This window comes from Weizmannia agrestimuris (assembly GCF_943193165.1).
Lineage (GTDB): Bacteria > Bacillota > Bacilli > Bacillales > Bacillaceae_C > Weizmannia > Weizmannia faecalis.
This window is the reverse complement of sequence record NZ_CALPDC010000006.1, coordinates 67,590-89,815: the sequence shown is the minus strand read 5'-3', so window position 1 is coordinate 89,815 and position 22,226 is coordinate 67,590. Positions and strand designations below refer to the sequence as shown.

The 22,226-nt window shown below is 48.9% G+C and carries 21 protein-coding genes; 5 read left to right on the top strand and 16 right to left on the bottom strand.

What is annotated here, in order from left to right; translation table 11 throughout:
* Nucleotides 1-11 precede the first annotated feature (11 nt).
* The gene (gene rpsU / locus NFR98_RS04950) at nucleotides 12-197 is read right to left on the bottom strand and encodes a 30S ribosomal protein S21 (protein WP_014097977.1); all 186 of its coding nucleotides are present in this window, start codon (nucleotides 195-197) and stop codon (nucleotides 12-14) included.
* Between the two features lie 200 nt (nucleotides 198-397).
* Here rpsU and NFR98_RS04945 point away from each other — a divergent pair, with 200 nt between their 5' ends.
* Together NFR98_RS04945 and NFR98_RS04940 are read left to right on the top strand one after the other, a co-directional pair.
* On the top strand, nucleotides 398-682 hold the full coding sequence (locus NFR98_RS04945) for an acylphosphatase (protein ID WP_014097976.1): 285 nt from the start codon (nucleotides 398-400) through the stop codon (nucleotides 680-682).
* Between the two features lie 90 nt (nucleotides 683-772).
* Nucleotides 773-1,696 (top strand): Na/Pi symporter, encoded by a 924-nt coding sequence (locus NFR98_RS04940; RefSeq protein WP_017550559.1) that lies wholly within the window; start codon nucleotides 773-775, stop codon nucleotides 1,694-1,696.
* 159 nt (nucleotides 1,697-1,855) lie between these two features.
* Here NFR98_RS04940 and mtaB read toward each other — a convergent pair whose 3' ends face one another.
* From mtaB to gpr, 11 genes are all read right to left on the bottom strand, one after another.
* Nucleotides 1,856-3,208, bottom strand: a complete 1,353-nt coding sequence (gene mtaB / locus NFR98_RS04935; protein ID WP_014097974.1) for a tRNA (N(6)-L-threonylcarbamoyladenosine(37)-C(2))-methylthiotransferase MtaB — start codon at nucleotides 3,206-3,208, stop codon at nucleotides 1,856-1,858.
* Nucleotides 3,209-3,213: 5 nt separating this feature from the next.
* Complete coding sequence (locus NFR98_RS04930; RefSeq protein WP_017550561.1) at nucleotides 3,214-3,966, bottom strand: 16S rRNA (uracil(1498)-N(3))-methyltransferase; 753 nt, start codon at nucleotides 3,964-3,966, stop codon at nucleotides 3,214-3,216.
* 6 nt (nucleotides 3,967-3,972) lie between these two features.
* Nucleotides 3,973-4,911: a 50S ribosomal protein L11 methyltransferase gene (gene prmA, locus NFR98_RS04925; protein ID WP_014097972.1), complete on the bottom strand. Its 939-nt coding sequence runs from the start codon at nucleotides 4,909-4,911 to the stop codon at nucleotides 3,973-3,975.
* Nucleotides 4,912-4,933: 22 nt separating this feature from the next.
* Nucleotides 4,934-6,070 carry a molecular chaperone DnaJ gene (dnaJ, locus tag NFR98_RS04920; protein ID WP_061565565.1) on the bottom strand — a complete coding sequence of 379 codons (1,137 nt, stop codon included), beginning with the start codon at nucleotides 6,068-6,070 and terminating at the stop codon, nucleotides 4,934-4,936.
* 131 nt (nucleotides 6,071-6,201) lie between these two features.
* Entirely contained in the window at nucleotides 6,202-8,028 is a 1,827-nt protein-coding gene (gene dnaK / locus NFR98_RS04915) for a molecular chaperone DnaK (protein ID WP_014097970.1), read from the bottom strand.
* Between the two features lie 34 nt (nucleotides 8,029-8,062).
* Complete coding sequence (gene grpE, locus NFR98_RS04910; RefSeq protein WP_014097969.1) at nucleotides 8,063-8,725, bottom strand: nucleotide exchange factor GrpE; 663 nt, start codon at nucleotides 8,723-8,725, stop codon at nucleotides 8,063-8,065.
* Nucleotides 8,726-8,835: 110 nt separating this feature from the next.
* A complete protein-coding gene (gene hrcA / locus NFR98_RS04905) occupies nucleotides 8,836-9,864 on the bottom strand; it encodes a heat-inducible transcriptional repressor HrcA (protein ID WP_014097968.1) in 1,029 nt (342 codons plus the stop codon).
* 99 nt (nucleotides 9,865-9,963) lie between these two features.
* The gene (gene hemW / locus NFR98_RS04900) at nucleotides 9,964-11,097 is read right to left on the bottom strand and encodes a radical SAM family heme chaperone HemW (protein ID WP_035184568.1); all 1,134 of its coding nucleotides are present in this window, start codon (nucleotides 11,095-11,097) and stop codon (nucleotides 9,964-9,966) included.
* A 90-nt stretch (nucleotides 11,098-11,187) separates the two neighbouring features.
* Complete coding sequence (lepA, locus tag NFR98_RS04895) at nucleotides 11,188-13,020, bottom strand: translation elongation factor 4 (protein WP_061086615.1); 1,833 nt, start codon at nucleotides 13,018-13,020, stop codon at nucleotides 11,188-11,190.
* A gap of 125 nt (nucleotides 13,021-13,145) precedes the next feature.
* Nucleotides 13,146-14,348 (bottom strand): stage II sporulation protein P, encoded by a 1,203-nt coding sequence (locus tag NFR98_RS04890; RefSeq protein WP_014097965.1) that lies wholly within the window; start codon nucleotides 14,346-14,348, stop codon nucleotides 13,146-13,148.
* A gap of 173 nt (nucleotides 14,349-14,521) precedes the next feature.
* Nucleotides 14,522-15,673, bottom strand: coding sequence for a GPR endopeptidase (gene gpr, locus NFR98_RS04885; protein ID WP_043052562.1), 1,152 nt, complete (start codon nucleotides 15,671-15,673; stop codon nucleotides 14,522-14,524).
* A gap of 135 nt (nucleotides 15,674-15,808) precedes the next feature.
* Between gpr and rpsT the strand changes: the two genes are divergently transcribed.
* Nucleotides 15,809-16,069 carry a 30S ribosomal protein S20 gene (gene rpsT / locus NFR98_RS04880; protein ID WP_017550564.1) on the top strand — a complete coding sequence of 87 codons (261 nt, stop codon included), beginning with the start codon at nucleotides 15,809-15,811 and terminating at the stop codon, nucleotides 16,067-16,069.
* A gap of 38 nt (nucleotides 16,070-16,107) precedes the next feature.
* Here the strand turns inward: rpsT and holA are convergent, their stop codons facing one another.
* Entirely contained in the window at nucleotides 16,108-17,133 is a 1,026-nt protein-coding gene (gene holA, locus NFR98_RS04875; RefSeq protein ID WP_014097962.1) for a DNA polymerase III subunit delta, read from the bottom strand.
* Between the two features lie 268 nt (nucleotides 17,134-17,401).
* Here holA and NFR98_RS04870 point away from each other — a divergent pair, with 268 nt between their 5' ends.
* Nucleotides 17,402-17,536, top strand: a complete 135-nt coding sequence (locus NFR98_RS04870; protein ID WP_014097961.1) for a YqzM family protein — start codon at nucleotides 17,402-17,404, stop codon at nucleotides 17,534-17,536.
* Between the two features lie 54 nt (nucleotides 17,537-17,590).
* Here the strand turns inward: NFR98_RS04870 and NFR98_RS04865 are convergent, their stop codons facing one another.
* The 3 genes from NFR98_RS04865 to NFR98_RS04855 are packed head-to-tail and all read right to left on the bottom strand — an operon-like array spanning nucleotide 17,591 to nucleotide 21,231.
* The gene (locus tag NFR98_RS04865; RefSeq protein WP_014097960.1) at nucleotides 17,591-19,873 is read right to left on the bottom strand and encodes a DNA internalization-related competence protein ComEC/Rec2; all 2,283 of its coding nucleotides are present in this window, start codon (nucleotides 19,871-19,873) and stop codon (nucleotides 17,591-17,593) included.
* Nucleotides 19,874-19,885: 12 nt separating this feature from the next.
* Nucleotides 19,886-20,488, bottom strand: a complete 603-nt coding sequence (locus NFR98_RS04860; protein WP_014097959.1) for a ComE operon protein 2 — start codon at nucleotides 20,486-20,488, stop codon at nucleotides 19,886-19,888.
* Between the two features lie 26 nt (nucleotides 20,489-20,514).
* Entirely contained in the window at nucleotides 20,515-21,231 is a 717-nt protein-coding gene (locus NFR98_RS04855; protein ID WP_014097958.1) for a helix-hairpin-helix domain-containing protein, read from the bottom strand.
* Nucleotides 21,232-21,341: 110 nt separating this feature from the next.
* On the opposite strand from NFR98_RS04855, the gene comER reads away from it, so the two are divergent.
* A complete protein-coding gene (gene comER, locus NFR98_RS04850) occupies nucleotides 21,342-22,163 on the top strand; it encodes a late competence protein ComER (RefSeq protein WP_014097957.1) in 822 nt (273 codons plus the stop codon).
* The last annotated feature ends 63 nt before the right edge of the window (nucleotides 22,164-22,226 follow it).

Genomic DNA, 22,226 nt, shown 5'->3' with positions numbered 1-22,226 from the left:
TCCACCCTCTCTTACCACTTACGTTTTTTAGCAGCTTTTCTAGCAGCTTCTGATTTCTTTTTGCGTCTTACGCTTGGTTTTTCGTAAAATTCGCGCTTTCTATATTCCTGTAAAGTTCCGGTTTTCGAAACAGTACGTTTAAAGCGGCGAAGCGCATCATCAAGCGACTCGTTTTTTCGAACGACAGTTTTAGACATTTCTTTCCCTCCCTCCGAACACAAACGGTTACATGTCAGGTTGAGCAACCCGTGCACTTTATTATTATATAATATCCTCCATAACCGGTCAACATTTGCGCCTTGTCTTTCGTGATTTGGCTTTTGCTTATTTGCCCCGCCTGTTCCTCCTTTTGGTATAATAGAGATCAAAGATGGATGGATACGATTGGAGGGAGACGATGAATCAACAGGAGACGCTACATATCATTGTTTCAGGAAGGGTGCAGGGCGTCGGCTTCCGCTACCAAACCCAATTTTTGGCAAAACAATACAATATATGCGGGTGGGTCCGCAACAAAGACGATGGCACTGTCGAAGTGATGGCGCAAGGCGAGAAAAAAGAGATGGAACAATTTATCCGCGGGCTGAAAAAAGGGCCGTCGCGCTTTGCAAAAGTAACCGGAATGGATATTGACTATTTACAGCAACAAGAACAGTACCGTGATTTTCGTGTGTTGTATTAAATGAATTCCCAAATAAAAAGGCAAATGAATTCCCAAATAAAAAGGCATGTTCCTTCTCCCCTTTCCATATGATCATACGGGGGGAAGGACATGCTTTATTTACTTTCATTTCTTTTGTTAACGGTGACGTTTTTATTCGGTATTCACCGGCTGCGGACCGGGCTGTTTGCCTTATCCGGCGGCCATGCCGGAAACATGCTGAAAAAACTGGCAGGCCGGCCGCTGTCCGCGATGCTGTTCGGGATGGTTTTGACGGCGCTTTTACAAAGCAGCTCCGCCGTGATGGTCATCACTGTCGGGCTCGTTTCTGCCGGAATGCTGACGTTTTCGCAATCGATCGGAATCATTTTGGGCACGAATATTGGCACGACTTTCACACTTGAATTGCTGACATTTGACTTCTCCTCTTTGAGCCTGCCTTTTTTGGGGGCAGGGGCAGTTTTCTATTTTTTCGGAAAAGGCCGCGTCAAAAGTGCCGGGATGATTCTGTTCGGCCTCTCGCTTGTGTTCGGGGCGATGCGCGGATTTGAGCAGCTTGCCGTGCCGGTATCAAAAACCGCTTTTGTCCAGCATTTGTTTACCGTTTTAAATACCCACCTCTTGTCCGCTTTCTTACTCGGAATCTTGCTTTCTGCAGCGATCCAGTCTAGCACCGTGACGATCGGGATGGCGATGGGTTTTCTTGCAGCCGGGGTATTCCCGCTTGAAACCGGGATTAGCATCATGCTCGGGGCCAATATTGGGACATGTATCACCGGTCTTCTGGCAAGCATCGGGGCCGGAGAGGAAGCAAGGCTGACGGCATTTACCCATGTCTGGCTGAATGCCGGAGGGGCGCTTGTGTTTTTGCCTTTCCTCCATGTGCTCGCGGACACCTGCCGGATGCTGTCGGCTAATCCGGAACAGCAGCTTGCCCATGCAAGCCTATTGTTTAATCTTCTATCCTCACTGGCTGTTTTGCCCTTTTCCGAAAGATTTGGCCGGTTTATCATCGCTTTTCATGGAAAAAAATAAACAACCGGGCCCAAAGCCCGGTTGTTTTTGCCATATGCTTTAAAGGATGGGCATTTTATCCGAAAGCTGCCCCGGCCTCTTAAACGCCATTCTGTTTGTGGGGGGCTGCCTTTATATCGGGCACGCCTTTTCGGGCAAACAGGCCCATCTTGTTTTTCGTTACATGGCTTCGTTTACGGCCGGCATGACATCGTCCATCACTCTGACGAACTGTGCTTCATTATAAGGATACCCGGCTTTTGTAATTTTCACTTTGACGAGTTTTCCAACCATATCCGGGGTGGCCGGGAAAACGACTTTCAGGTAATTATCTGTATAGCCTTCGTACAGCCCGCTTTCCGGATCTTCTTTGAACGGCTCTTCCGGAATGACTTCAAGCACCTCGTTTTCAAATTGGGATGCATATTCTTTTGCCAGCTGGTCGCTTAATGCAATCATGCGATGGACACGTTCATTTTTGATTTCTTCATCAATCTGGTCCTTCATTCTGGCAGCAGGCGTGCCTGTCCTAGGCGAGTACGGGAAAACATGGAGTTCCGCAAACCGGTGTTCTTTTATGAAATTGTATGTTTCCATAAACTCTTCTTCCGTTTCACCCGGGAAGCCGACGATGACATCAGAAGTCAGTGCAAGACCCGGCAATGCTTCTTTCAATTTGGTAATCCGTTCCGCGAACTGGTCCATCGTATATTTTCGGCGCATTCTTTTCAGCACCGTGTCAGAACCGGACTGGATCGGAACATGCATATGGCGGACAACGACTTTCGAATGTTTAATCACGTCAATCACTTCATCCGTCAGCTGGCTGGCTTCAATGGACGAAATGCGGACGCGTTTCAGCCCCTGCACTTTTTCCTCCAGGTCCTTTAGCAGCATTGCAAGATTGTAATCTTTTAAGTCCTGGCCGTAGCCGCCCGTATGAATGCCGGTTAAAACCAGTTCTTTATAGCCTGCATTGACAAGCTTTTGGGCTTGCGCGATGACCTTTTCGGGATCTCTTGACCGCATCAGGCCGCGTGCCCACGGGATGATGCAAAATGTGCAGAAATTGTTGCAGCCTTCCTGGATTTTCAAGGAAGCCCGGTGCCGGTCGGTAAAATACGGCACTTCCATTTCTTCATACACACGGTTTTTCATAATATTTTTCACAGCATTGACCGGTTTGCGCTCTTTCAGGTACTGTTCAATATACCCAAGCATTTTGGTGCGGTCCTGTGTGCCGACAACGACATCGACACCGGGAATTTCGAGGATCTCGCCCGGCGATGTTTGCGCATAACAGCCGGTCACACAAACGACGGCGTCCGGGTTTTGCCGGACTGCCCGGCGGATGACCTGGCGGCTCTTTTTGTCTCCTGTATTGGTGACCGTGCAGGTATTGATCACGTAGACATCGGCATTCGTTTCAAAGTCGGTTCTTTCATAGCCCGCTTTTTTAAACAGCTGCCACATGGCTTCCGTCTCATAATGGTTCACTTTGCATCCTAATGTATGGAATGCTACGGTTGACATCCTCTTCACCTCATTAATTCAAAATGGTAACTTATGGCAGAAAGTACATATAACGGCGCCGTCTCCGCCCGCAAAATGCGCGGGCCTAAGCCGCAGGATACAAATCCGGCTGCTTCAAGCTTTTTGATTTCATCAAGGGACAGGCCCCCTTCCGGCCCGAAAACGGCCAGTACATTGCCGCCTTCCGACATGTTTGACAACATTTCCGCAAACCGGTGCTGTTCCCCTTCTTTTGCATTTTCTTCAAAAGCAACCAGCTTATATTGATATGTATGGCTTTCTTCGATCAGCTGCTGGAAAGAAACAGGGGGGCTGACTTTAGGCAAGTGGCTGCGGTGCGACTGTTCTGCGGCTTCCCGGGCAATCTTTTGCCAGCGTTCGCGTTTTTTTGCTTCTTTCTTTGTGTCCCATTTTACAACGGATCTTTCTGCAAGGAAAGGCAAAAATTGAAAGGCGCCGAGCTCTGTTCCCTTTTGGATGATCCATTCCAGTTTATCCGCTTTCGGGAGTCCGCATGATACCGTCACATGGACCGGAAGCTCTTTTACAGCGGTTTCCCATCCGGTAATCCGGGCCACAACGGCATCACCTGTAATCTCCCCGATTTCACAAATGCACACCTTTTCATCTGAAAATACACCATAGAAGCGGCTTCCGACGGACATTCTCATGACGCGCGCGATATGATGGTAATTTTCGCCACTCAGGCGGATTTCCTGCTCACCGCGATACGGCCGATCCAAAAAATAACGCTGCATGGTCAATCACCCGCGCTTTGCGATGAGCGCAACCCAGTCTTCCATGACCATCGTTTCTTCAATGATGAAGCCGGCAGAAGTGAGTGCGTCCACGACAAGGTCCTTTTTTTGCCGGATAATTCCGGAAGCAATAAAATGGCCGCCCGGTTTGACATGTCCGAATGCGTCTTCAGCAAAACGGGCGATCACTTCAGCAAGAATATTGGCCACCATCACATCGGCTTGTTCGTTTACGCCCTTCAACAGATCATTTTGTTTGACGGTTACCCGGTTTTGGACTTTATTGAGTTTCACATTGAGCGTAGCCGCCCGAACCGCCACCTCGTCCAGATCAAGTGCAAGCACCCGCTCTGCTCCAAGCATGGCGCTGGCAATGCTTAACACGCCGGAACCGGTGCCGACATCCATCACCGAGTCGCCCGGTTTTACCGTTCGTTCCAATGCCTGAATGCACATGACCGTGGTCGGATGGGTGCCGGTGCCGAACGCCATGCCGGGGTCCAGTTCAATGATCAGCTCATCGCTTGATACCGGCTCATAATTTTCCCACGTCGGCACAATCGTAAATTTTTCGGATATTTTCACGGGATTGTAGTATTTTTTCCATGCCGTTGCCCATTCTTCTTCATGCACTTCGCTGATCGTCACCTTGTTCGGGCCGATATCAATATCAAAAGTGGTCAGATTGGTAATCGCCTGTTTAATTTCCTCGACAGTTTCACCTAAAAAGCTGTTCACAGGCAGATAGGCTTTAATGATGACCCCTTCTTCCGGAAAATCGTCCGGATCCAGTTCATAAATTTCACCGTACTGGTCGTCGTGCTCTTTCAGCAGCTCATCCGAGTCCTCGATCACAATCCCGCCGGCGCCCGCTTCATATAAAATATTCGAAATCGGCTCCACCGCTTCATTCGTGGTGTGAATCATAATTTCCGACCATTTCATGAACGCCTCACTCCATTCCTGTTTAGTCCCCTTTAAATGCCCGTTTCATTTTGTCAAAAAAATTGCTGCTTTGTTCATCCGGGACCTCTCCGCTCACTTCGGCGAATTCACGCAATAGTTGTTTTTGCCGTTCGGTGAGCTTCGTCGGGGTTACAATTCTCGTGATGACATGCTGGTCGCCGGTGCCGTGCCCATGGACGTTTGGCACGCCTTTCCCGCGCAGCCTGAATTTCGTGCCGGATTGTGTGCCGGCCGGAATTTTTAATTTAACTTTCCCGTGCAACGTCGGCACTTCGATTTCGTCGCCTAAAGCAGCCTGGGTAAAAGCAATCGGGATTTCGCAGTAGATGTCATCGCCGTCCCGTTCGAACAGTTCATGCGGCCGGACATGGAAAATAATGTACAGGTCACCGGCCGGTCCGCCGTTTATACCCGGTTCGCCCTGGCCTGCAACGCGGAGCTGCTGCCCGTCGTCGATGCCGGCCGGAATTTTGACATGAATTTTGCGGCGCTTTTTCACTTTTCCGGTACCACCGCAAGTTTTGCATTTGTCTGTAATGATCTTGCCTGTACCGCCGCAGTAATGGCATACCCTGCGGTTCACAATCCGGCCGAACGGTGTTGATTGCTCGGTATTGAGCTGGCCGGTTCCGTGGCAGTGCGGGCATTCTTTCGGATGCGTTCCCGGTTTTGCCCCGGTTCCGTGGCAGGTGTCACAAGTTTCCTCGCGCGGAATCCGGATGTCCGTCTCTTTCCCGAAAACCGCTTCCTCAAATTCAAGCGTCATCGTATATTGCAAATCAGCCCCCTGCCTTGGCGCATTCGGGTCATTTCTTCTGCCGCCGCCAAAGAAAGTGCTGAAAATATCTTCAAAACCAAAACTGTCAAAATCCGAGCTGCTGAATCCGCCAAAACCGTTTCCGCCCCCGAAGCCCTGGTTCGGCCCTGCATGCCCGAACTGGTCATATTGAGCGCGTTTCTGGTCATCGCTCAACACTTCGTACGCTTCCTGGATTTCCTTGAATTTTTCTGCAGCATCAGGCGCTTTGTTAATATCCGGGTGGTATTTTTTGGAAAGCTTGCGGTACGCTTTTTTTATCTCGTCTTTCGATGCATCTTTCGCGACGCCCAACACTTCATAGTAATCCCGTTTACTCATTTCTTCTCACTCCCGAAACGTTCACATAAAGGTAATTGTAGCATTTGCATAAGAAAAAAGTCAAAGCCGAGAATAGACCAGACTTTGACTTTTTTCCTGACTCATTGAAAAATGGCCATATTGTTTTATCGTTATTTTTTATTATCATCGACTTCTTCAAAATCAGCGTCGACAACATTGTCATCTTTTTTTCCGTCTCCCCCGGCATCCGTGTTTTGCTGCTGTTGTGCCGCCTGCTGATACAGTTTGACGGACAAGTCTTGGACGATTTCCTGCAGCGCATCTTTTTTCTGCCTGATTTCATTGAGATCGTTCTTCTCAATGGCCGCTTTTAATTCGTCTTTTGCTTTTTCGGCTTTGGAAATTTCAGATGCGTCCACTTTTCCTTCCAGTTCTTTTAATGTTTTTTCAGCAGTGAATACAAGCTGGTCGGCTTCATTGCGGAGTTCCGCTTCTTCTTTGCGCTTCTTGTCTTTTTCTGCGTTCGCTTCCGCTTCTTTTACCATCCGTTCGATTTCTTCATCGGACAAAGTGGTGGACGATTTGATCGTAATCTTTTGTTGTTTGCCGGTGCCAAGGTCTTTTGCGCTGACATTGACAATCCCGTTTTTATCAATATCAAACGTAACTTCGATTTGCGGAATGCCGCGCGGTGCCGGCGGAATATCGGTCAATTGGAAACGGCCGAGCGTTTTGTTGTCGGCAGCCATCGGGCGTTCGCCCTGCAGGACATGAATGTCAACGGCTGTCTGGTTATCCGCTGCAGTTGAAAAGATTTGCGATTTTGAAGTCGGGATCGTTGTGTTGCGCTCAATCAGTTTCGTGAACACGCCGCCCATTGTTTCAATTCCGAGCGACAGCGGCGTAACGTCGAGAAGCACGACGTCTTTCACATCCCCGGTCAATACGCCGCCCTGGATTGCGGCACCCATCGCCACGACTTCATCCGGGTTGACACCTTTATGCGGTTCTTTCCCGATTTCTTTGCGGATCGCTTCCTGAACGGCCGGAATCCGGGTCGAGCCACCGACTAAGATGACTTTATCGATGTCATTCGCCGTGAGCCCTGCATCCTGCAACGCCTGGCGTGTCGGGCCCATTGTCCGTTCAACAAGGTCTGCCGTCAGTTCGTCGAATTTCGCACGGGTTAACGTCATTTCCAGGTGGAGCGGGCCTGATTCCCCTGCTGTAATAAACGGCAGGGAGATTTGGGTGGAAGTGACCCCTGACAAATCTTTTTTCGCTTTTTCAGCCGCATCTTTTAAACGCTGGAGCGCCATTTTGTCTTTCGACAGGTCGATGCCGTGTTCTTTCTTAAATTCACTGACAAGGTAATCGATGATCGCCTGGTCGAAGTCGTCGCCGCCGAGATGGTTGTCACCGGCTGTCGCGTGCACTTCAAAGACGCCGTCGCCGAGTTCAAGGATGGAAACATCAAATGTACCACCGCCAAGGTCAAATACAAGGATGGTCTGGTCTTCATCCGTTTTATCAAGGCCGTATGCCAGCGCTGCGGCAGTCGGTTCGTTGATAATCCGTTCGACTTCAAGCCCGGCAATTTTCCCGGCGTCTTTCGTTGCTTGGCGCTGGGCATCATTGAAATAAGCAGGGACCGTAATGACCGCTTTTTCGACTTTTTCGCCCAGATAATCTTCCGCATACGATTTCAAGTATTGCAGAATCATGGCGGAAATTTCCTGTGGCGTATATTCTTTTCCTTCCGCCGTGACTTTGTGTGTCGTGCCCATATGGCGTTTGATCGAGATAATCGTATTCGGATTTGTGATCGCCTGGCGTTTGGCGACTTCCCCTACCTGGCGTTCCCCGTTTTTAAAAGCGACAACAGACGGTGTTGTCCTGCCTCCTTCCGGGTTCGGAATGACTTTCGGTTCGCCGCCTTCCAAAACTGCGACACATGAGTTCGTCGTACCTAAGTCAATGCCGATAATTTTGCTCATGATAATGCCTCCCTTAAAAATTATGTAAAGCGCGTTACTCGTTCACTTTCACCATGGACGGGCGGATCACCCTGTCTTTTAAAATGTACCCTTTTTGGAATTCCTCGATCACAACATTGGACGCAGTGCCTTCTTCCTGCCCCTGCATGATCGCCTGGTGATAGTGCGGGTCGAATTCTTTCCCGAGTGCTTCAATCGGTTCTGCGCCTTCTTTTTTCAGCGCCTCCAAAATGCTGCGGTAGACCATTTCCATCCCGTCCAGCAACTGGGCCGTATGTTCATTTTTTTCAGCCATGGACAGTGCGCGTTCAAAATTGTCAAGCGCCGGCAGCAGGTTCACAATCAGATCCTGTGCCCTGTATTTCTCGGCTGCTTCGCGGTCCAGATTTACGCGGCGCCTGTAATTGTCAAAATCTGCGCGCAGGCGGAGATAACGGTTTTCAGCCTGATCGAGCTCATTCCGCAATTTCTCAATCTCCTCTTTAGCTTTATTCAGTTCTTCAGCGGCATTTTCGGTTTCAGGCTTCTCCGCCTTTTCCGCTCCATTACCTTCGCCCTCTGGCGGCGCCTGCTGATTTTCCGTATCTTTTTCTTCCGCAAAAACGGATTCAATTTGTCCTTCTTTCACTTCATCCGAAGCCCGTTTTTGTTCGTCTTTCACTTCTTCTGAAGCACGTTTGTTTTGTTCGTCTGCCATGAGCGTTCACCCCCTTTAAAATGAGACGGGCATAAAAAAGTCCAGTAAGAAAGGACTTAAAGCATGTGCTTTTGCGCTTTAAGCCTCCCTACCCAATATGCCCGTATTGCCTATCCGTCATACAGTTTCGTCAAGGCGTTGGTCATATCATTACTCAAGAAATCCACTATGCTGATGACGCGTGAATATTCCATGCGCGTAGGGCCCAAAATTGCAATTTTGCCGACCGGCTGGTTACCGATCGAATAGGTGGCTGTAATCATACTGCAATCTGCCATCTCGGAAATCTGGTTTTCTTTCCCGATTTTTACGTGAATGCCGCTCGGCACGCGTTTGACCAGGTCATAAAAACTGTCTTCCCGTTCTATCATATCAAGAAGGGGACGGACTTTCTCAAGGTCATGGAACTCCGGCTGGTTCAAAATATTGGCTTTCCCGCCGACAAAAATTTTATCATGCCGGTTTTCGTTGAACATGCTGATTACGGTCTTCAGGATCGATTCATAGTTTTCAGTATGGCTGCGCAAAATGTCAGCGACTTCTTTATATATTTTATCCCTTAAATCCGGAATCGGCACATTGGCCAGCCGCTCGTTAAAAATATTGACCATTTTTTCAAGTTCGCCCGGGCGGAATCCTTCCGGCAGCGAAATCGTCTTGTTCTCCACGCGGCCGGTATCGGTAATCATAATGGCAACCGCCGTTTTTTCATTCAGCGGGACGATCTGCATATTTTTCAGTTTCGTATCTTTGACTTCCGGGCCAAGCAGAATCGCCGTGTAGTTCGTCATTTCGGAAAGGATTTGGGCAGACTTTTTCACAAGCTCTTCCATTTCGTCTATTTTTTCGGCAAAAATCGAATGAAGCTGCGATATGTCTGCCGGTCCCAGTTTTTGTGGCGACAGAAGATGATCGACGTAATAACGGTACCCTTTTTCAGAAGGTACCCTGCCGGATGACGTATGTGTTTTTTCAATAAACCCAAGTTCCTCAAGATCTGCCATTTCATTCCGGATCGTAGCGGAACTGAAGGAAATGCCGTTTTTCTTGGAAAGCGTCCTGGAACCTACCGGCTGGGCGGAACGAATAAAGTCATCAATGATCACTTGCAAAATCAACAGCTGACGATCAGTTAACAACTTCCATCACCCCTGTTAGCACTCCGTATAAACGAGTGCTAATTTATATAAATAAATTAACAAAATCCCCTGTTGTTGTCAATATATTTACATCAAGCGTCAACTGAGGAGAAAAGCTTCAAAGACTTCATTGCCGAGAAAACGCCCTTCCCTTGTCAGCCGGAGAGAACCGCCCTTTTCTTCAAGAAGCCCGCGTTCTGTCATTTCTTTGATCGCGCCTGCAAAAACTTCTTTCATATCCACTCCAAATTTTTCACGGAAATGGCGGAAACGGACGCCTTCGTTTTTTCTGAGCCCGAGAAACATTTCTTCTTCCATTTTTTCTTTTTTTGTCTCTGTATGTGTTTCCATAACAGGGAGGCACCCGTCCCGGAGCATGCCGATATATTTTTTCAATGCGCCGTAATTGGACAGGCGGACACCTTTTTCATACCCATGGGCGCCGGCGCCGAAACCGAAATATTCTTCATTATTCCAATAGACGAGATTGTGGCGGCTTTCATAGCCGGGTGTGGCAAAATTGCTGATCTCATACTGCTTTAGGCCGTGCTTTTCCATCTCGTCCATTAACATGCTGTACATATCCGCTTCCGCATCTTGTGACGGCAGGCGGAGTTTTCCTTTCCGCAGCAGATTGTAAAAAATCGTCTTCGGCTCAATGATCAGCGAATAACTTGAATAATGCGGCAGCCCCATCGACAAGGCTTCGTCAAGCGTTTCGCGGAAATCTTCAAGCGTCTGCCCGGGAAGCGCGAACATCAAATCCATGCTGATATTGGAAAAACCGATCTTTCTCGCATGGCTGATCGTCCGGTAGACATCTTCCCGGCGGTGGGTCCGTCCGATTTTCTCAAGCAGCCGGTCATTGAACGACTGGACGCCGAAACTCAGCCGGTTGACACCGTAGTCATGCAGGAGGCGCAGCTTCTCTTCAGACGTTTCCCCGGGATTGGCTTCAAATGTAAACTCCCCGTCCCCGTCATAAGGCAGGATCGTGCGGATTGCGGCAAGCAGTTTTTCAAGCTGCCTCTCATTCAGTGCGGTCGGCGTGCCACCCCCGACAAAGACCGTGCTCATCTTTTCACAAGGGGCTTCAGCCATTTTGATCCGCATTTCTTCCAGCAGCATCTCAATGTATTCATCCACCGGCTGGCCTTTTAACAAAAATTTATTGAAATCGCAGTAATAGCAAATATGTTCACAAAATGGAACATGAATATATGCGGCTTTCATTGCATCACAACCTTATTTGTTTTCATCACGGGCATGTCCCGGAAAAAGGAGCGCGCGGACAGCCGCCAATCCGCTCCCTGCCCGCTCCGGTTATTTTTTCGGGGTCTCGTCCATTTTCAGCACAGCCATAAACGCTTCCTGCGGGATTTCAACAGAACCGACCTGCTTCATCCTTTTCTTACCTTCTTTTTGCTTTTCAAGCAGTTTCCGTTTCCGGGAAATGTCCCCGCCGTAACATTTTGAAAGCACGTTTTTGCGCAATGCTTTAATATTGGAACGCGCAATAATTTTCTGGCCGACTGCCGCCTGTACTGGCACTTCAAACTGCTGACGCGGGATGAGTTCTTTTAATCTTTCGACAATCGTCTTGCCGCGCTCGTACGCAAAATCGCGGTGGACGATGAAACTAAGGGCGTCCACTTTTTCCCCATTCAGTAAAATATCCATTTTTACGAGATTGGACTGTTTGTAGCCGATCAATTCGTAATCAAAGGAAGCATACCCTTTTGTACTCGATTTCAGCTGGTCAAAAAAGTCGTATACAATCTCAGAGAGCGGGATTTCATAAATGACATTGACACGGATATCATCGAGGTACTGCATATCGATAAAATTGCCGCGTTTTGCCTGGGCAATTTCCATCACTGCGCCGACATAATCGTTCGGAACCATAATGGACGCGCGCACGTACGGCTCTTCGATATATTCGATTTTCTGCGGTTCCGGCAAATTCGCCGGATTATCAACTGTCACTTCACTGCCGTCCGTCAGTTTAGTTTTATAAATGACGCTTGGCGCGGTCGTAATCAGATCAATGTTGAATTCGCGTTCAAGCCGTTCTTGGATGATTTCCATATGCAGGAGCCCGAGAAAACCGCAACGGAAACCAAAACCGAGCGCCTGCGATGTTTCCGGCTCATATTGCAGCGACGAATCATTTAACTCCAGCTTTTCAAGGGCATCCCGCAAATCATTGAATTTCGCGCTGTCTACCGGGTACAGGCCGCAGTAAACCATCGGATTCATCCGCCGGTAACCGGGAAGCGCCTCTTTTGCAGGATTTTCAGCGCTTGTAATCGTATCGCCGACGCGCGTGTCTTTTACATTTTTAATCGATGCCGTTAAAAATCCGACATCGCCGACAGTTAATTCGTCTATGTACAACGGTTTCGGGGTGCTTACGCCAAGCGCTGTCACTTCAAATTCCTTGCCGGTTGACATCAGTTTAATCTTATCCCCGACTTTGACAGAGCCTTCCATTACACGGATATAGGCAATCACGCCGCGGTACGAATCATACAGCGAGTCAAAAATAAGCGCCTTCAGCGGGGCATCCGGATCCCCCTCAGGCGCCGGTACTTTTTCGACAACCTGTTCAAGAATATCTTCAATCCCGATCCCGGCTTTAGCGGAAGCAAGAACGGCTTCCGATGCGTCAAGGCCGATCACATCCTCTATTTCCTGCTGGACGCGTTCCGGATCGGCGGAAGGTAGGTCAATTTTATTGATGACCGGGATAATTTCAAGATTGTTATCCAATGCAAGATAAACATTCGCAAGCGTTTGCGCCTCGACCCCTTGCGCGGCATCGACAACGAGCACCGCTCCTTCACAGGCGGCAAGGCTGCGTGACACTTCGTATGTAAAGTCTACATGTCCCGGGGTATCAATCAAATGGAAAATGTATTCTTCCCCGTCATTTGCTTTATAGTTCAGCCGGACGGCATTTAATTTGATCGTAATTCCGCGTTCCCGTTCCAGTTCCATCGAATCGAGGAGCTGGTCCTTCATTTCGCGCTCGCTCAGCGCATGGGTCTTTTCCAGAATGCGGTCGGCCAAAGTCGATTTGCCATGGTCGATATGGGCAATAATGGAAAAGTTGCGGATCCTCCTCTGCCTGTCTAATTTTTCTTCACGGTTCATCATTTACCTTCACTCCTGTATTCGGCACATGTACACTATTTCTGATTATATCAGCAGGAAAGCGCGACTTCAACGAAAAATGATCAGCCGCGCCTCGCCAAAAAAAGAACCGCCTGTTCAGACGGCTAACGGTTTCCTGATTGTCCGCTCCCGGCGCCGTTTACACTGTCCGCCTGCCAGTAATACCCAGCGAACACATCGGCAAAAACATCCATCGTCCGGTACATTTCTTCAAAAGTATTATCCACGCCGCCGACTTCAATGAGAAAAGCATTTCCCGATAAATCCTGGTTGAATTTTCCGTTGGTTGACGCCCCTTTCTTCAAAATGACACCCCTTGACAGGTTTTTATACTTCTTTTTGATCAAGTTATGCAAATCCTCAGCCAGCTTTGCATTCTTTTCCCAGTTCGGGTTTTCCCCGCCGATCACAAAAGCAATTTTTGCATACGATTTTCCATTGATGGTAACGGTCGTATCTTTTTTTCTTCTCGAATCGCGGTGGATGTCAATAAAATATTGAAGGTCGCGGTCGTTTTTCATCGCCGATTCGACGACGGTGCGCGATCCTTGGTAAGACTGGTAATACTGCATATGGTTTTTCTCAAGTAGCTTCAACACATCAGTCGTATTCGCCTCTGCGCCAATTCCCTTGTCCTCGAGATCCTGCGCGAGCCTCGCCCCGACTTTTGTTACGTTGATCTTCGAATGCTGGGCAAGGTCGGGATTCGTGACGCCTTTTAAATACGGCAGATAGGATTCATGTGTATGGGTAAAATAAATCAACACCCGTTTCTTGCCGCCCGTTGTCCGCCCGGGCCGCTGTTTTGCATCGTCCGATCCGCCATTTTCCTCGATTTTTTCCGTATTTTGTGTGGCCGGGTCTTTCGATTGCAAGGCGCTGTCAGGCGGGACGGATTCAATCGGCATATTCGTATAGTCAGCGCCGTCTCCGGCAACAAGGATTTTGCTGTCAAAGATTTCAAATCCCGGCAGTTCACGCCCGAGAAAGCTGCGCGGGTCTTCAAAGCGGATGTTGGTGAGCATTTCAAACACGAGATTTCCGACCGGCCGCTCGTCCGTATCCGGAAAATGGTGTACAAGCAGCTGGCTGTCCGACAGCAGGTACTTGTACAATGTTTTGCTTGAAAGATGCTTTGCGGCTTCATTGACAGCCGAAGAGGAAACCCGGTAACCCGGCTTCAAGGACGTCAATGTGCCAATTAAGATGACAACAAGCACGAGGGACAGGATGATAATGGAGATTAGGCGTATCACACTGGTCAGATTCAATATAAAAAAATGGCTGGAATGCCTGCCGCTTTTCATCGTCCCACCCTTTCCAATCGATTCTATTACATTCTATGAATCTCATGGAAGAATAGAACACCAAAAGCGGGGGGCGCCCCCGGGCTATGGCGGAGCGCCTGCAACTTACCTCGTCTTAAAACCATCATCCATTGGTCTGCATACACTTGTTTAACTGGGAGCGCTTGTGCAACTTATCTCGTCTTAAAGCCGGTATTTTCCTGGTTCACATGGGGGTGGAGCGCCGCATTTAGCCCGCTCGCCAGAAGATTTGCCATATCTTCCATAAAAATGTCCACTTCTTTTGGCGTCACCATTAAGTTATGGCCGAGCGGCGCGAGCACTTCGTGAATCAGTTTCCGCTTTTCCTGTTCATCCAGATTGCCGACAATTCCCATAAACATTTTCCGTGCTTCACTTCCCGGCAGATCTTCTTCCGTTAGCCTCCGCTTTTCCCCGAACGAAAGCCCTGCCGGTGCAAGCGCCCGTGAAGGCCGGCCTGATTCTTTCATTTCTTTGCCAAAATGTTTTAAAAGAAAATCGATCGCGTCGCTCGTAATCGTCACGGCGTCCACCACTGTCGGAACGCCGATCGCAATTACCGGCACACCGAGCGTTTCTTTCGACAATTCTTTCCGCTTGTTGCCGACACCGGATCCCGGTTGAATGCCTGTATCCGAGATCTGGATCGTGGCATTCACCCTTTCCAGCGAACGGGATGCGAGTGCATCGACGACAATAATAAAATCCGGTTTCGATTTTTCACTGACGCCGAATATAATATCGCTCGTTTCGATTCCGGTCAGCCCCATAACCCCCGGGGCAAGCGCACTCACCGGCCTGTAGCGCGATTCAACATTTTCCGGCTCGATTTTAAACAGATGGCGGGTGACGAGCACTTTTTCGCAAACAAGCGGGCCGAGCGCATCAGGCGTCACATTCCAGTTGCCGAGCCCGACAACAAGGCAGCTCGCCTCCGGACCAATATTTAAATGTTTCAAATATTGATTAAACTCAAGTGCAAACAATTCTTCCACCTTTTGCTGGATGTCCATATCCCCGCTGCGGATGCCCTGCATTTCAATCGTCAAATAATTCCCGGCCTTTTTTCCGATGACTTTTTCCCCTTTTTTGGAAATTTGAACCGTCGTCACCTTTATATCGTTTACGGTCCGTTCTTCCACCGTTACGCCTTCCAGTTCTTCGCTTTCCCGGTTCTTCACTTTCTCTTCCACTGCAAGATCACGCGCTTCAATCGCTAAATCTGTGCGGACGGAATAAACACTGAGATCCATTTGTTCTTCTTCCTCCTTTTGGCCGTTTCCTTTATCCTTGTTTTTCCCCATTCCAGCCAGACCATTCGTTTTGTGCAAATTCCGGCTGTATGTATTGCAATCTTGTCTTCCATTTGTTACAATATCATTTGTTCTAAAGTGAAAGTGGACGAGCCAAACTAAGTTTGCTCGTAGGAGGTGAAACGGGTGCCAAACATTAAATCTGCGATTAAACGCGTAAAAGTGAACGAAAAAAACTATGCTCAAAATACAGCGGCAAAATCCGCCATGCGCACGGCAGTGAAAAAGTTTGAAGCGGCGGTTGAAAACAACGACGAAAACGCAAAAGCACTTTTAGTCGATGCGGTGAAACGCCTTGATAAAGCTGCATCTAAAGGCCTTATCCATAAAAATGCGGCAAGCCGCCAAAAATCACGCCTGATGAAAAAATTATCCGAACAGGCGTAACGCACCAAAATAAAAAAGACGCGCAATCCGCGTCTTTTTTATTTTGCCTTCATTTCATGCAGTTGAAACAAAAACATTTCAATGATCATTTCTTTTTTCAGCCCGCCCGATTTCATCTGGTAGTCGCTATCGGCAAGCAGCGCCATGATCCGGTTCAGTTCATCCGCGGAAAAAAGCCCCGCCTGCCCCGCCGCCAGTTTTACTCTGTATGGATGCACTTTTAAATAAGACGCGATTTGCTGCTGGCCATAGCCGCGCCTTGCCAACTCTTTCGTCTGGTAGATGAGCCGGAACTGGCCGGCAAGGAGCGCCAATATTTTAATCGGCTCTTCATTGAGCTTTAAAAGGTCATAATAGATCCGGAGCGCCTCATCAATGCGGCGGTGAACCACTTTTTCGACAAGTTCAAATACATTTTGCTCAAGCGACCGTGCCGTCAGCAATTCCACCATTCCATCTGTAATTTCATTACCGCTTCCGGCATACAGGGCCAGCTTGTTTATTTCATGATCGAGCGCAATCATATTGGTTCCGGCAAGCGAAATCAAGTGTTCCGCAGCCTTCCTGTCAATCCGGCAGCCTTCTTCAGCGGCGCGGGAAACAAGCCACCCTTCAAGCTCCCTTTCATTTAATTTTTTTGCCTGGAAAGTTGCGGCCTGCTTTTTGATCAATTTCACCAGTTTTTTCCGTTCATCCAGTTTTTCATAAGGCGCAACCAGCACAAAAACCGTGTAAGGGGCGGGAGATTTCACGTATGCTTCCAGCTTGTCCAGCTGGTGTTCCACTTTCTGTTTTTGCTTTTCAGCAGTCAAAAAAAACGGATGGTGCGCAATCACGAGCCGTCTCTCCCCCATAAAAGGGAATGTCTCCGCATCTTCGACCGCTGTCTCGACCGGCACTTCCTCCAGGTCATACGAAGCATAATTAAAATCTGCCTCTTCCGGAGTGAGCGCATGATCCAGCAACTTTTGTTTCGTTTTTTGAATGAAATAATCTTCTGCGCCGTACAATAAATAAAGCGGGGAAAATTGCCCGCGTTCAATCTTTTTCCATAATTCATCCATTCTGTTCCGCTCCCAAACCTTTCTTACTCCCTATGTTAAGAGAACGGGCGCATGGTTGCAAGTAGAAAACAAATGGAAAAGGGGATCCGTAAAATCCCCTTTATCTATATAAACGTTAACGGAACAGTCCCGGGAAGCTTTTCCGTTAACGGTGGACCCGTACCCTTATTGTCACACGCAGCCGGATATCTATGAATGACAACTCCATCCAAAACGGTGGAAATCGTTCTGAAATTATTATATAATCAAAAAACAGGGAGGGATTTGGATGAATGAATTCGAGCAGGATGTCCAGTCAAAAACGAACGATGTTGCCGATGCCGGAGCAGGTTTTCTGATCTCTTTTTTGTTTTTTGCGCTGATATTTATCATTGCCACCGCAGCAGACATCATTGGCAGATAGCCCCGCTCCGGGCAGTGCCGAAGCCATTCCGGACGGTTTTTTAATTAATGTATATTATGGGAGGACGGTAGAAAAGGTTCCCTTTTCTTTGAAAAAGCGGTATTGCACCGCCCCGTCCTCATCCGTCCGGAATATGAATACCCCGTTTTCGCTGAGCCGTTTGACCACTTCCGGAGATGGATGCCCGAAACGGTTATGCTTTCCGACAGAAATGACGGCGATCCGCGGATGATACTTTTGGATGAGCGTTTCGCTTGTCGAAGTTTTGCTGCCGTGATGCCCGGCTTTTAGTACGTCAATGTGGATATCCGGATAAGCCGCCACGAGTTTTTCTTCTCCTTCCTGCTCAAGGTCTCCGGTAAACAGCCACGTCTTTCCCCCTGTTTTCGCATAAAGGACAAGCGAGTCATTATTCCCCTCATACGTTTCGTCAAACGGCGAAAGATATTGAAATACGCCCGATTTGTTTTGCCATCCGTTCCCACTTTTCATTTCATATACCGGGATTTTTTTCTGTCGGGCACAAGCGAGCACCTTCTGCATCAGCGGTTTTTCCCATGAATGGGGCGAGATATCGATTTCTTTGACGCGGAGAGACGTGATCACCGCCGTTGCGCCGCCAATATGGTCCTCGTCGCTGTGCGTTAAAATCAGCTTATCAATCGTTGTAATCCCCTGGCTTTTTAGAAATGGCACCACAATATCTTTGCCGGTTTCAAACGGATGCTCCCTTTTTTTCCATGCCGGTTCCGGAAACTGGACGGTCCCTCCTGTGTCAATCAAATACGTCCCCCTTGAAAGCGGCAGCCGGATTAAAATACTATCCCCCTGCCCGACGTCAATAAAGGTGATTTTACCGAAAAGCGGATATCTGTTTGCCGCAAGGAGGAGCAAAAGCACAGAAAAAAGTGGCAGGACAGCCCGGATCGTTTTCTTGCCGTTTTCCATCGCCACCAAACCATAAAATCCCGCACCTGTCATCAGGATCAATCCCCAGTATGGCGGCCTCCCGGTAACGAGCGTGGACCAGCGGCCGTCGAACGCTTCCCCCGTTTTTTCCGACAGCGTTACAAGCCCGTCAAAACACGTGGCAAAGATGGAAAACAGCGGCGGCGCCCATTCTGAAACAAAGGCAAGCGCAGCAAGCGGGAGCAAAACATACGTATAAAGCGGCACATAAAAAAGATTGGCAACAAGCCCCGCAATAGAAAACGCGTAAAATGAATAAGAAAGGATGGGGAGGGCCGCAAGCTGGGAAATGAACGAGATTGCGAGCCCTTTTTGCAACGGGCCCCGGAACCGCTCTAAAAGAGGCCCTGAAAGAAGCAGTGCGGCGCAAACGGCAAAAGAGAGCTGGAATCCGATATTATACACGATATTTGCATTTTTTAACCCATACAAAATGAAACAGATGGACAAAGCATCGAGCGGCCCGATTGGCAGTTTTTTTTGCCCAGCCAGCACAAGCAGCATCGTCATCGCCGCCGACCGGACAACTGGCGGGTTCATGCCGCATAATACCGCATAAACCGGCATCACCCCCAGTAAACAAACGGCGGCACGTTCCCTTGTCATCCCGAGCCGGATGAACAAATAGTAGCAAAACCCGGCAACGAGCTGCACGTGAAGCCCGGAAATGGCAAGCAGATGGACGACGCCAAGCCGCTGGTACAGCTGGTAAACATCGTCATCAAAGTCTGTTTGCTCGCCAAATAAAAGCGCTTCTGCATACGGTACGGATTTTTCCGGAAATGTTTTTTGAATTTGAAGCAGGAAGTGGTGGCGGATTTTTTTCAAGAAACCGAGCAGATGCTGTGGCGGGCTGTTGCACGCGGAAAGCCGGTCCGCTTTTAAAATCCAGCGGATATGCTGATGAGCCAAATAGGTGCGGTAGTTAAATGTAGACGGGTTGCGGTTTGGCTCAGGGGCTTCCAGTTCCCCTTGAGCCATGCAAACCGTTCCGGGGGATAAGGTTTGTTTCAAAGATTCCAGTTCTGCTTCGTTCCCAGCGTAATACGTTAACATAAACGTTTCTTTCCCGGTTTCCGCCTTTCCCTTGATCGCGTTCCCGTCGATACGCGGATAATCGCTGAAGCGGACGGGCATCCGGGCACTGCCGGCATGAAACTTTGTATCATACGCAACTGTCTGAAAGGTACCGCTCAAAAACCCCAACCCGTAAAAAACAGCGGACAAAAGGAGCAAAGGCCGGTTTCGGGCCAGGAAAATCCGGATCCAAACCAAATGGGCCGAAAGAACCAGAAGCAGCGGCGCGTGAAGGCCAATCAGGATGCCGCTTAACGTGGCGAGCGCGGCGAACAGCCAGTTGCCTTTCACACCATCACCGTGTTACGCTTTCGGAACGGATCCCGTTTCCGTTTCTTGATAAGTGCCTGCAAATAATGCCGCCGCCATTTGCTGCAATTCCTCCAGTTCTGCCGCTTCCGCCCCGTGGTCCTTTGCAATCATGAATAATTTCTCCACCAGTTTGGCTTTTTCTTTCGCCCGGATATCGAGCGTTTCCGGATGGAACGGGACATGTTCGACATGCACCCCCGCTTTTTCAAAAAGCTCCTTTGCATACGGATGTACCCGGTAATCTTGGGCATAGTACACGTTTTGAATCCCTGCCTGAATAATTGCTTTCGTACAGTGCAGGCACGGGTAATGAGTCACATAAAGATCCGCGCCGTTTGTTGCCACCCCGAACTTTGCACATTGCAAAATCGCATTCATCTCCGCGTGGATGGTCCGCACGCAATGTCCATCAATCACGTAGCAGCCTTTGTCAATGCAGTGTTCGTCCCCCGCGATCGATCCGTTGTAGCCGCCTGCGATAATTCTTTTATCCCTGACGATCGTCGCCCCAACCGCAAGCCTTGAACAAGTGCTCCGCCAGGATAATAAATGGCTTTGCGCCAAAAAATACTGGTTCCAGGAAATCCGGTCCATTTTTCTCTTCCTTTCTGCTCATGTGATTACTGTAAAGTGATGGAATTTTCGATTTTCGCAAAAGTCTGGTCCCCAATCCCCGACACATTTTTCAAATCTTCCGGTTTTTGAAAAGGGCCGTTTTTCTCCCGGTATTCGATAATGGCCGCAGCTTTTGACGGCCCGATGCCCGGAAGCGTTTCAAGCTGGGTCTGGTCGGCCGTATTGATATTGACCTGTGCGGCCGCTTCACCGCTTGCCGCCGTCCCGGAAGAAGAGGAAGCGGGCGCAGAAATTCCGGCAGCCGCCGTGGCAGTTTGGGCAGAAGCCGCTTTTTCGCCTTTTTTCGGCACCTCAATCACCATTTCATCTTTTACTTTCTGCGCGAGATTGACCTGATTCCGGTCGGCGTTTTCATTAAAGCCCCCTGCTTCCTGAATGAGGTCATAGACCCGGTCATCCGCTTCTGCTTTATAGATGCCGGGATGCTTCACCGCGCCTTTTACATCCACGTAAACTTCGGCAGCGTTCTGCGTTTGGGCCGGGGCTTGCGTTTGTGCGGTATTTTGGGTCCCGTTTTGATTTTGCACATCTGTCCCGCCCTCCGCAGGCTGTCCGGACTGCACGGCCGTTTCGGGTTGCTGGTAAGCCCCGGAAGCAGTGTCCATACCTCCATTTTGGCTAAAATAGTAAAAGATTGCAATCGTAATGGCTGCGACAGCCGCAGCAGCATGCCAGCGGTATTTGAGAAACAACGTTTTCAAAGACGTTCACCTCTTTTTTTCTTTTTGTTTTTGGATACATAATCGCCTGAATTTGCGCATATATTGTACCGGGCGCTGAAAGATCGGCGGCTTGAGGAGGGGAAGCCAGCATGAACATTGGCGTGATCGGAACGGGAAATATGGGTAGCATGTTAATTGAAGCTTTGATAGAAACAAAAGCCGTTACGCCTGCACAATTCCGGATCACAAATCGCACACCTGAAAAAGCCGCAAAACTTGCAAACAAGTATCCCGGGATGCAGGTTAAAAATATAGAAAATACTATTTTGGAGAGCGACTTAATTTTGCTGTGTGTAAAACCGCTTGAGATTCACGGCATTCTAGAGAAGGCTGGGGGCGCCTTCCGGAATGATCAGTGCCTTGTCAGCATTACAAGCCCGGTTACAGTCGGGCAGCTCGCCACAATGGTTCCCTGCTCGTGCGCAAGAGCCATCCCGAGCATTACAAACAGGGCAGCTGCCGGTGCGGTGTTGCTGACATTTGGCAGCCAGTGCACAAGCGAGTGGCAGGGAAAATTAAAAACCCTGTTCTCCAACATCTCCACCCCGGTTGAAGTTGACCAGCAAATCACGAGAGTGGCATCGGATTTGGTCAGCTGCGGTCCTGCTTTTTTCAGTTTTTTGGCACAAAAAATGATAGAAGGAGCCGTCAACAAAACAAAGATTGACAGCGACACCGCTTGCATATTAACGGCTGAGATGTTGATCGGCCTGGGGGAACTGCTGAAGCAGCAAATTTATACGCTACCTGCCCTGCAGGAAAAAGTGACGGTAAAAGGCGGTATCACCGGCGAAGGATTAAAGGTGCTTGAAAAAGGGACGGATGGCTTATTCGAAAAACTGTTTGAAGCGACGCATGAGAAATTTAAGGAGGATACGGACGCGGTGGCCGGGCAATTCGGCACACCATGATATTTCGACATCTTTCTGTTTATTCCTGCTTCTTTTTTAAATTTTTTTCAAAAAAAGCATTCT

Bases quoted from the DNA above. Each gene is read 5' to 3' on its own strand.
- NFR98_RS04940 (WP_017550559.1), top strand. From the start codon at position 773: ATGCTTTATTTACTTTCATTTCTTTTGTTAACGGTGACGTTTTTATTC.
- prmA (WP_014097972.1), bottom strand. From the start codon at position 4,911: ATGAAATGGTCGGAAATTATGATTCACACCACGAATGAAGCGGTGGAG.
- hemW (WP_035184568.1), bottom strand. From the start codon at position 11,097: ATGAAAGCCGCATATATTCATGTTCCATTTTGTGAACATATTTGCTAT.
- NFR98_RS04860 (WP_014097959.1), bottom strand. From the start codon at position 20,488: ATGGACCGGATTTCCTGGAACCAGTATTTTTTGGCGCAAAGCCATTTA.
- NFR98_RS04930 (WP_017550561.1), bottom strand. From the start codon at position 3,966: ATGCAGCGTTATTTTTTGGATCGGCCGTATCGCGGTGAGCAGGAAATC.
- holA (WP_014097962.1), bottom strand. From the start codon at position 17,133: ATGGATGAATTATGGAAAAAGATTGAACGCGGGCAATTTTCCCCGCTT.
- rpsU (WP_014097977.1), bottom strand. From the start codon at position 197: ATGTCTAAAACTGTCGTTCGAAAAAACGAGTCGCTTGATGATGCGCTT.
- dnaJ (WP_061565565.1), bottom strand. From the start codon at position 6,070: ATGAGTAAACGGGATTACTATGAAGTGTTGGGCGTCGCGAAAGATGCA.
- gpr (WP_043052562.1), bottom strand. From the start codon at position 15,673: ATGGGGAAAAACAAGGATAAAGGAAACGGCCAAAAGGAGGAAGAAGAA.
- lepA (WP_061086615.1), bottom strand. From the start codon at position 13,020: ATGAACCGTGAAGAAAAATTAGACAGGCAGAGGAGGATCCGCAACTTT.
- grpE (WP_014097969.1), bottom strand. From the start codon at position 8,725: ATGGCAGACGAACAAAACAAACGTGCTTCAGAAGAAGTGAAAGACGAA.
- comER (WP_014097957.1), top strand. From the start codon at position 21,342: ATGAACATTGGCGTGATCGGAACGGGAAATATGGGTAGCATGTTAATT.
- NFR98_RS04890 (WP_014097965.1), bottom strand. From the start codon at position 14,348: ATGAAAAGCGGCAGGCATTCCAGCCATTTTTTTATATTGAATCTGACC.
- NFR98_RS04945 (WP_014097976.1), top strand. From the start codon at position 398: ATGAATCAACAGGAGACGCTACATATCATTGTTTCAGGAAGGGTGCAG.
- NFR98_RS04870 (WP_014097961.1), top strand. From the start codon at position 17,402: ATGAATGAATTCGAGCAGGATGTCCAGTCAAAAACGAACGATGTTGCC.
- dnaK (WP_014097970.1), bottom strand. From the start codon at position 8,028: ATGAGCAAAATTATCGGCATTGACTTAGGTACGACGAACTCATGTGTC.
- mtaB (WP_014097974.1), bottom strand. From the start codon at position 3,208: ATGTCAACCGTAGCATTCCATACATTAGGATGCAAAGTGAACCATTAT.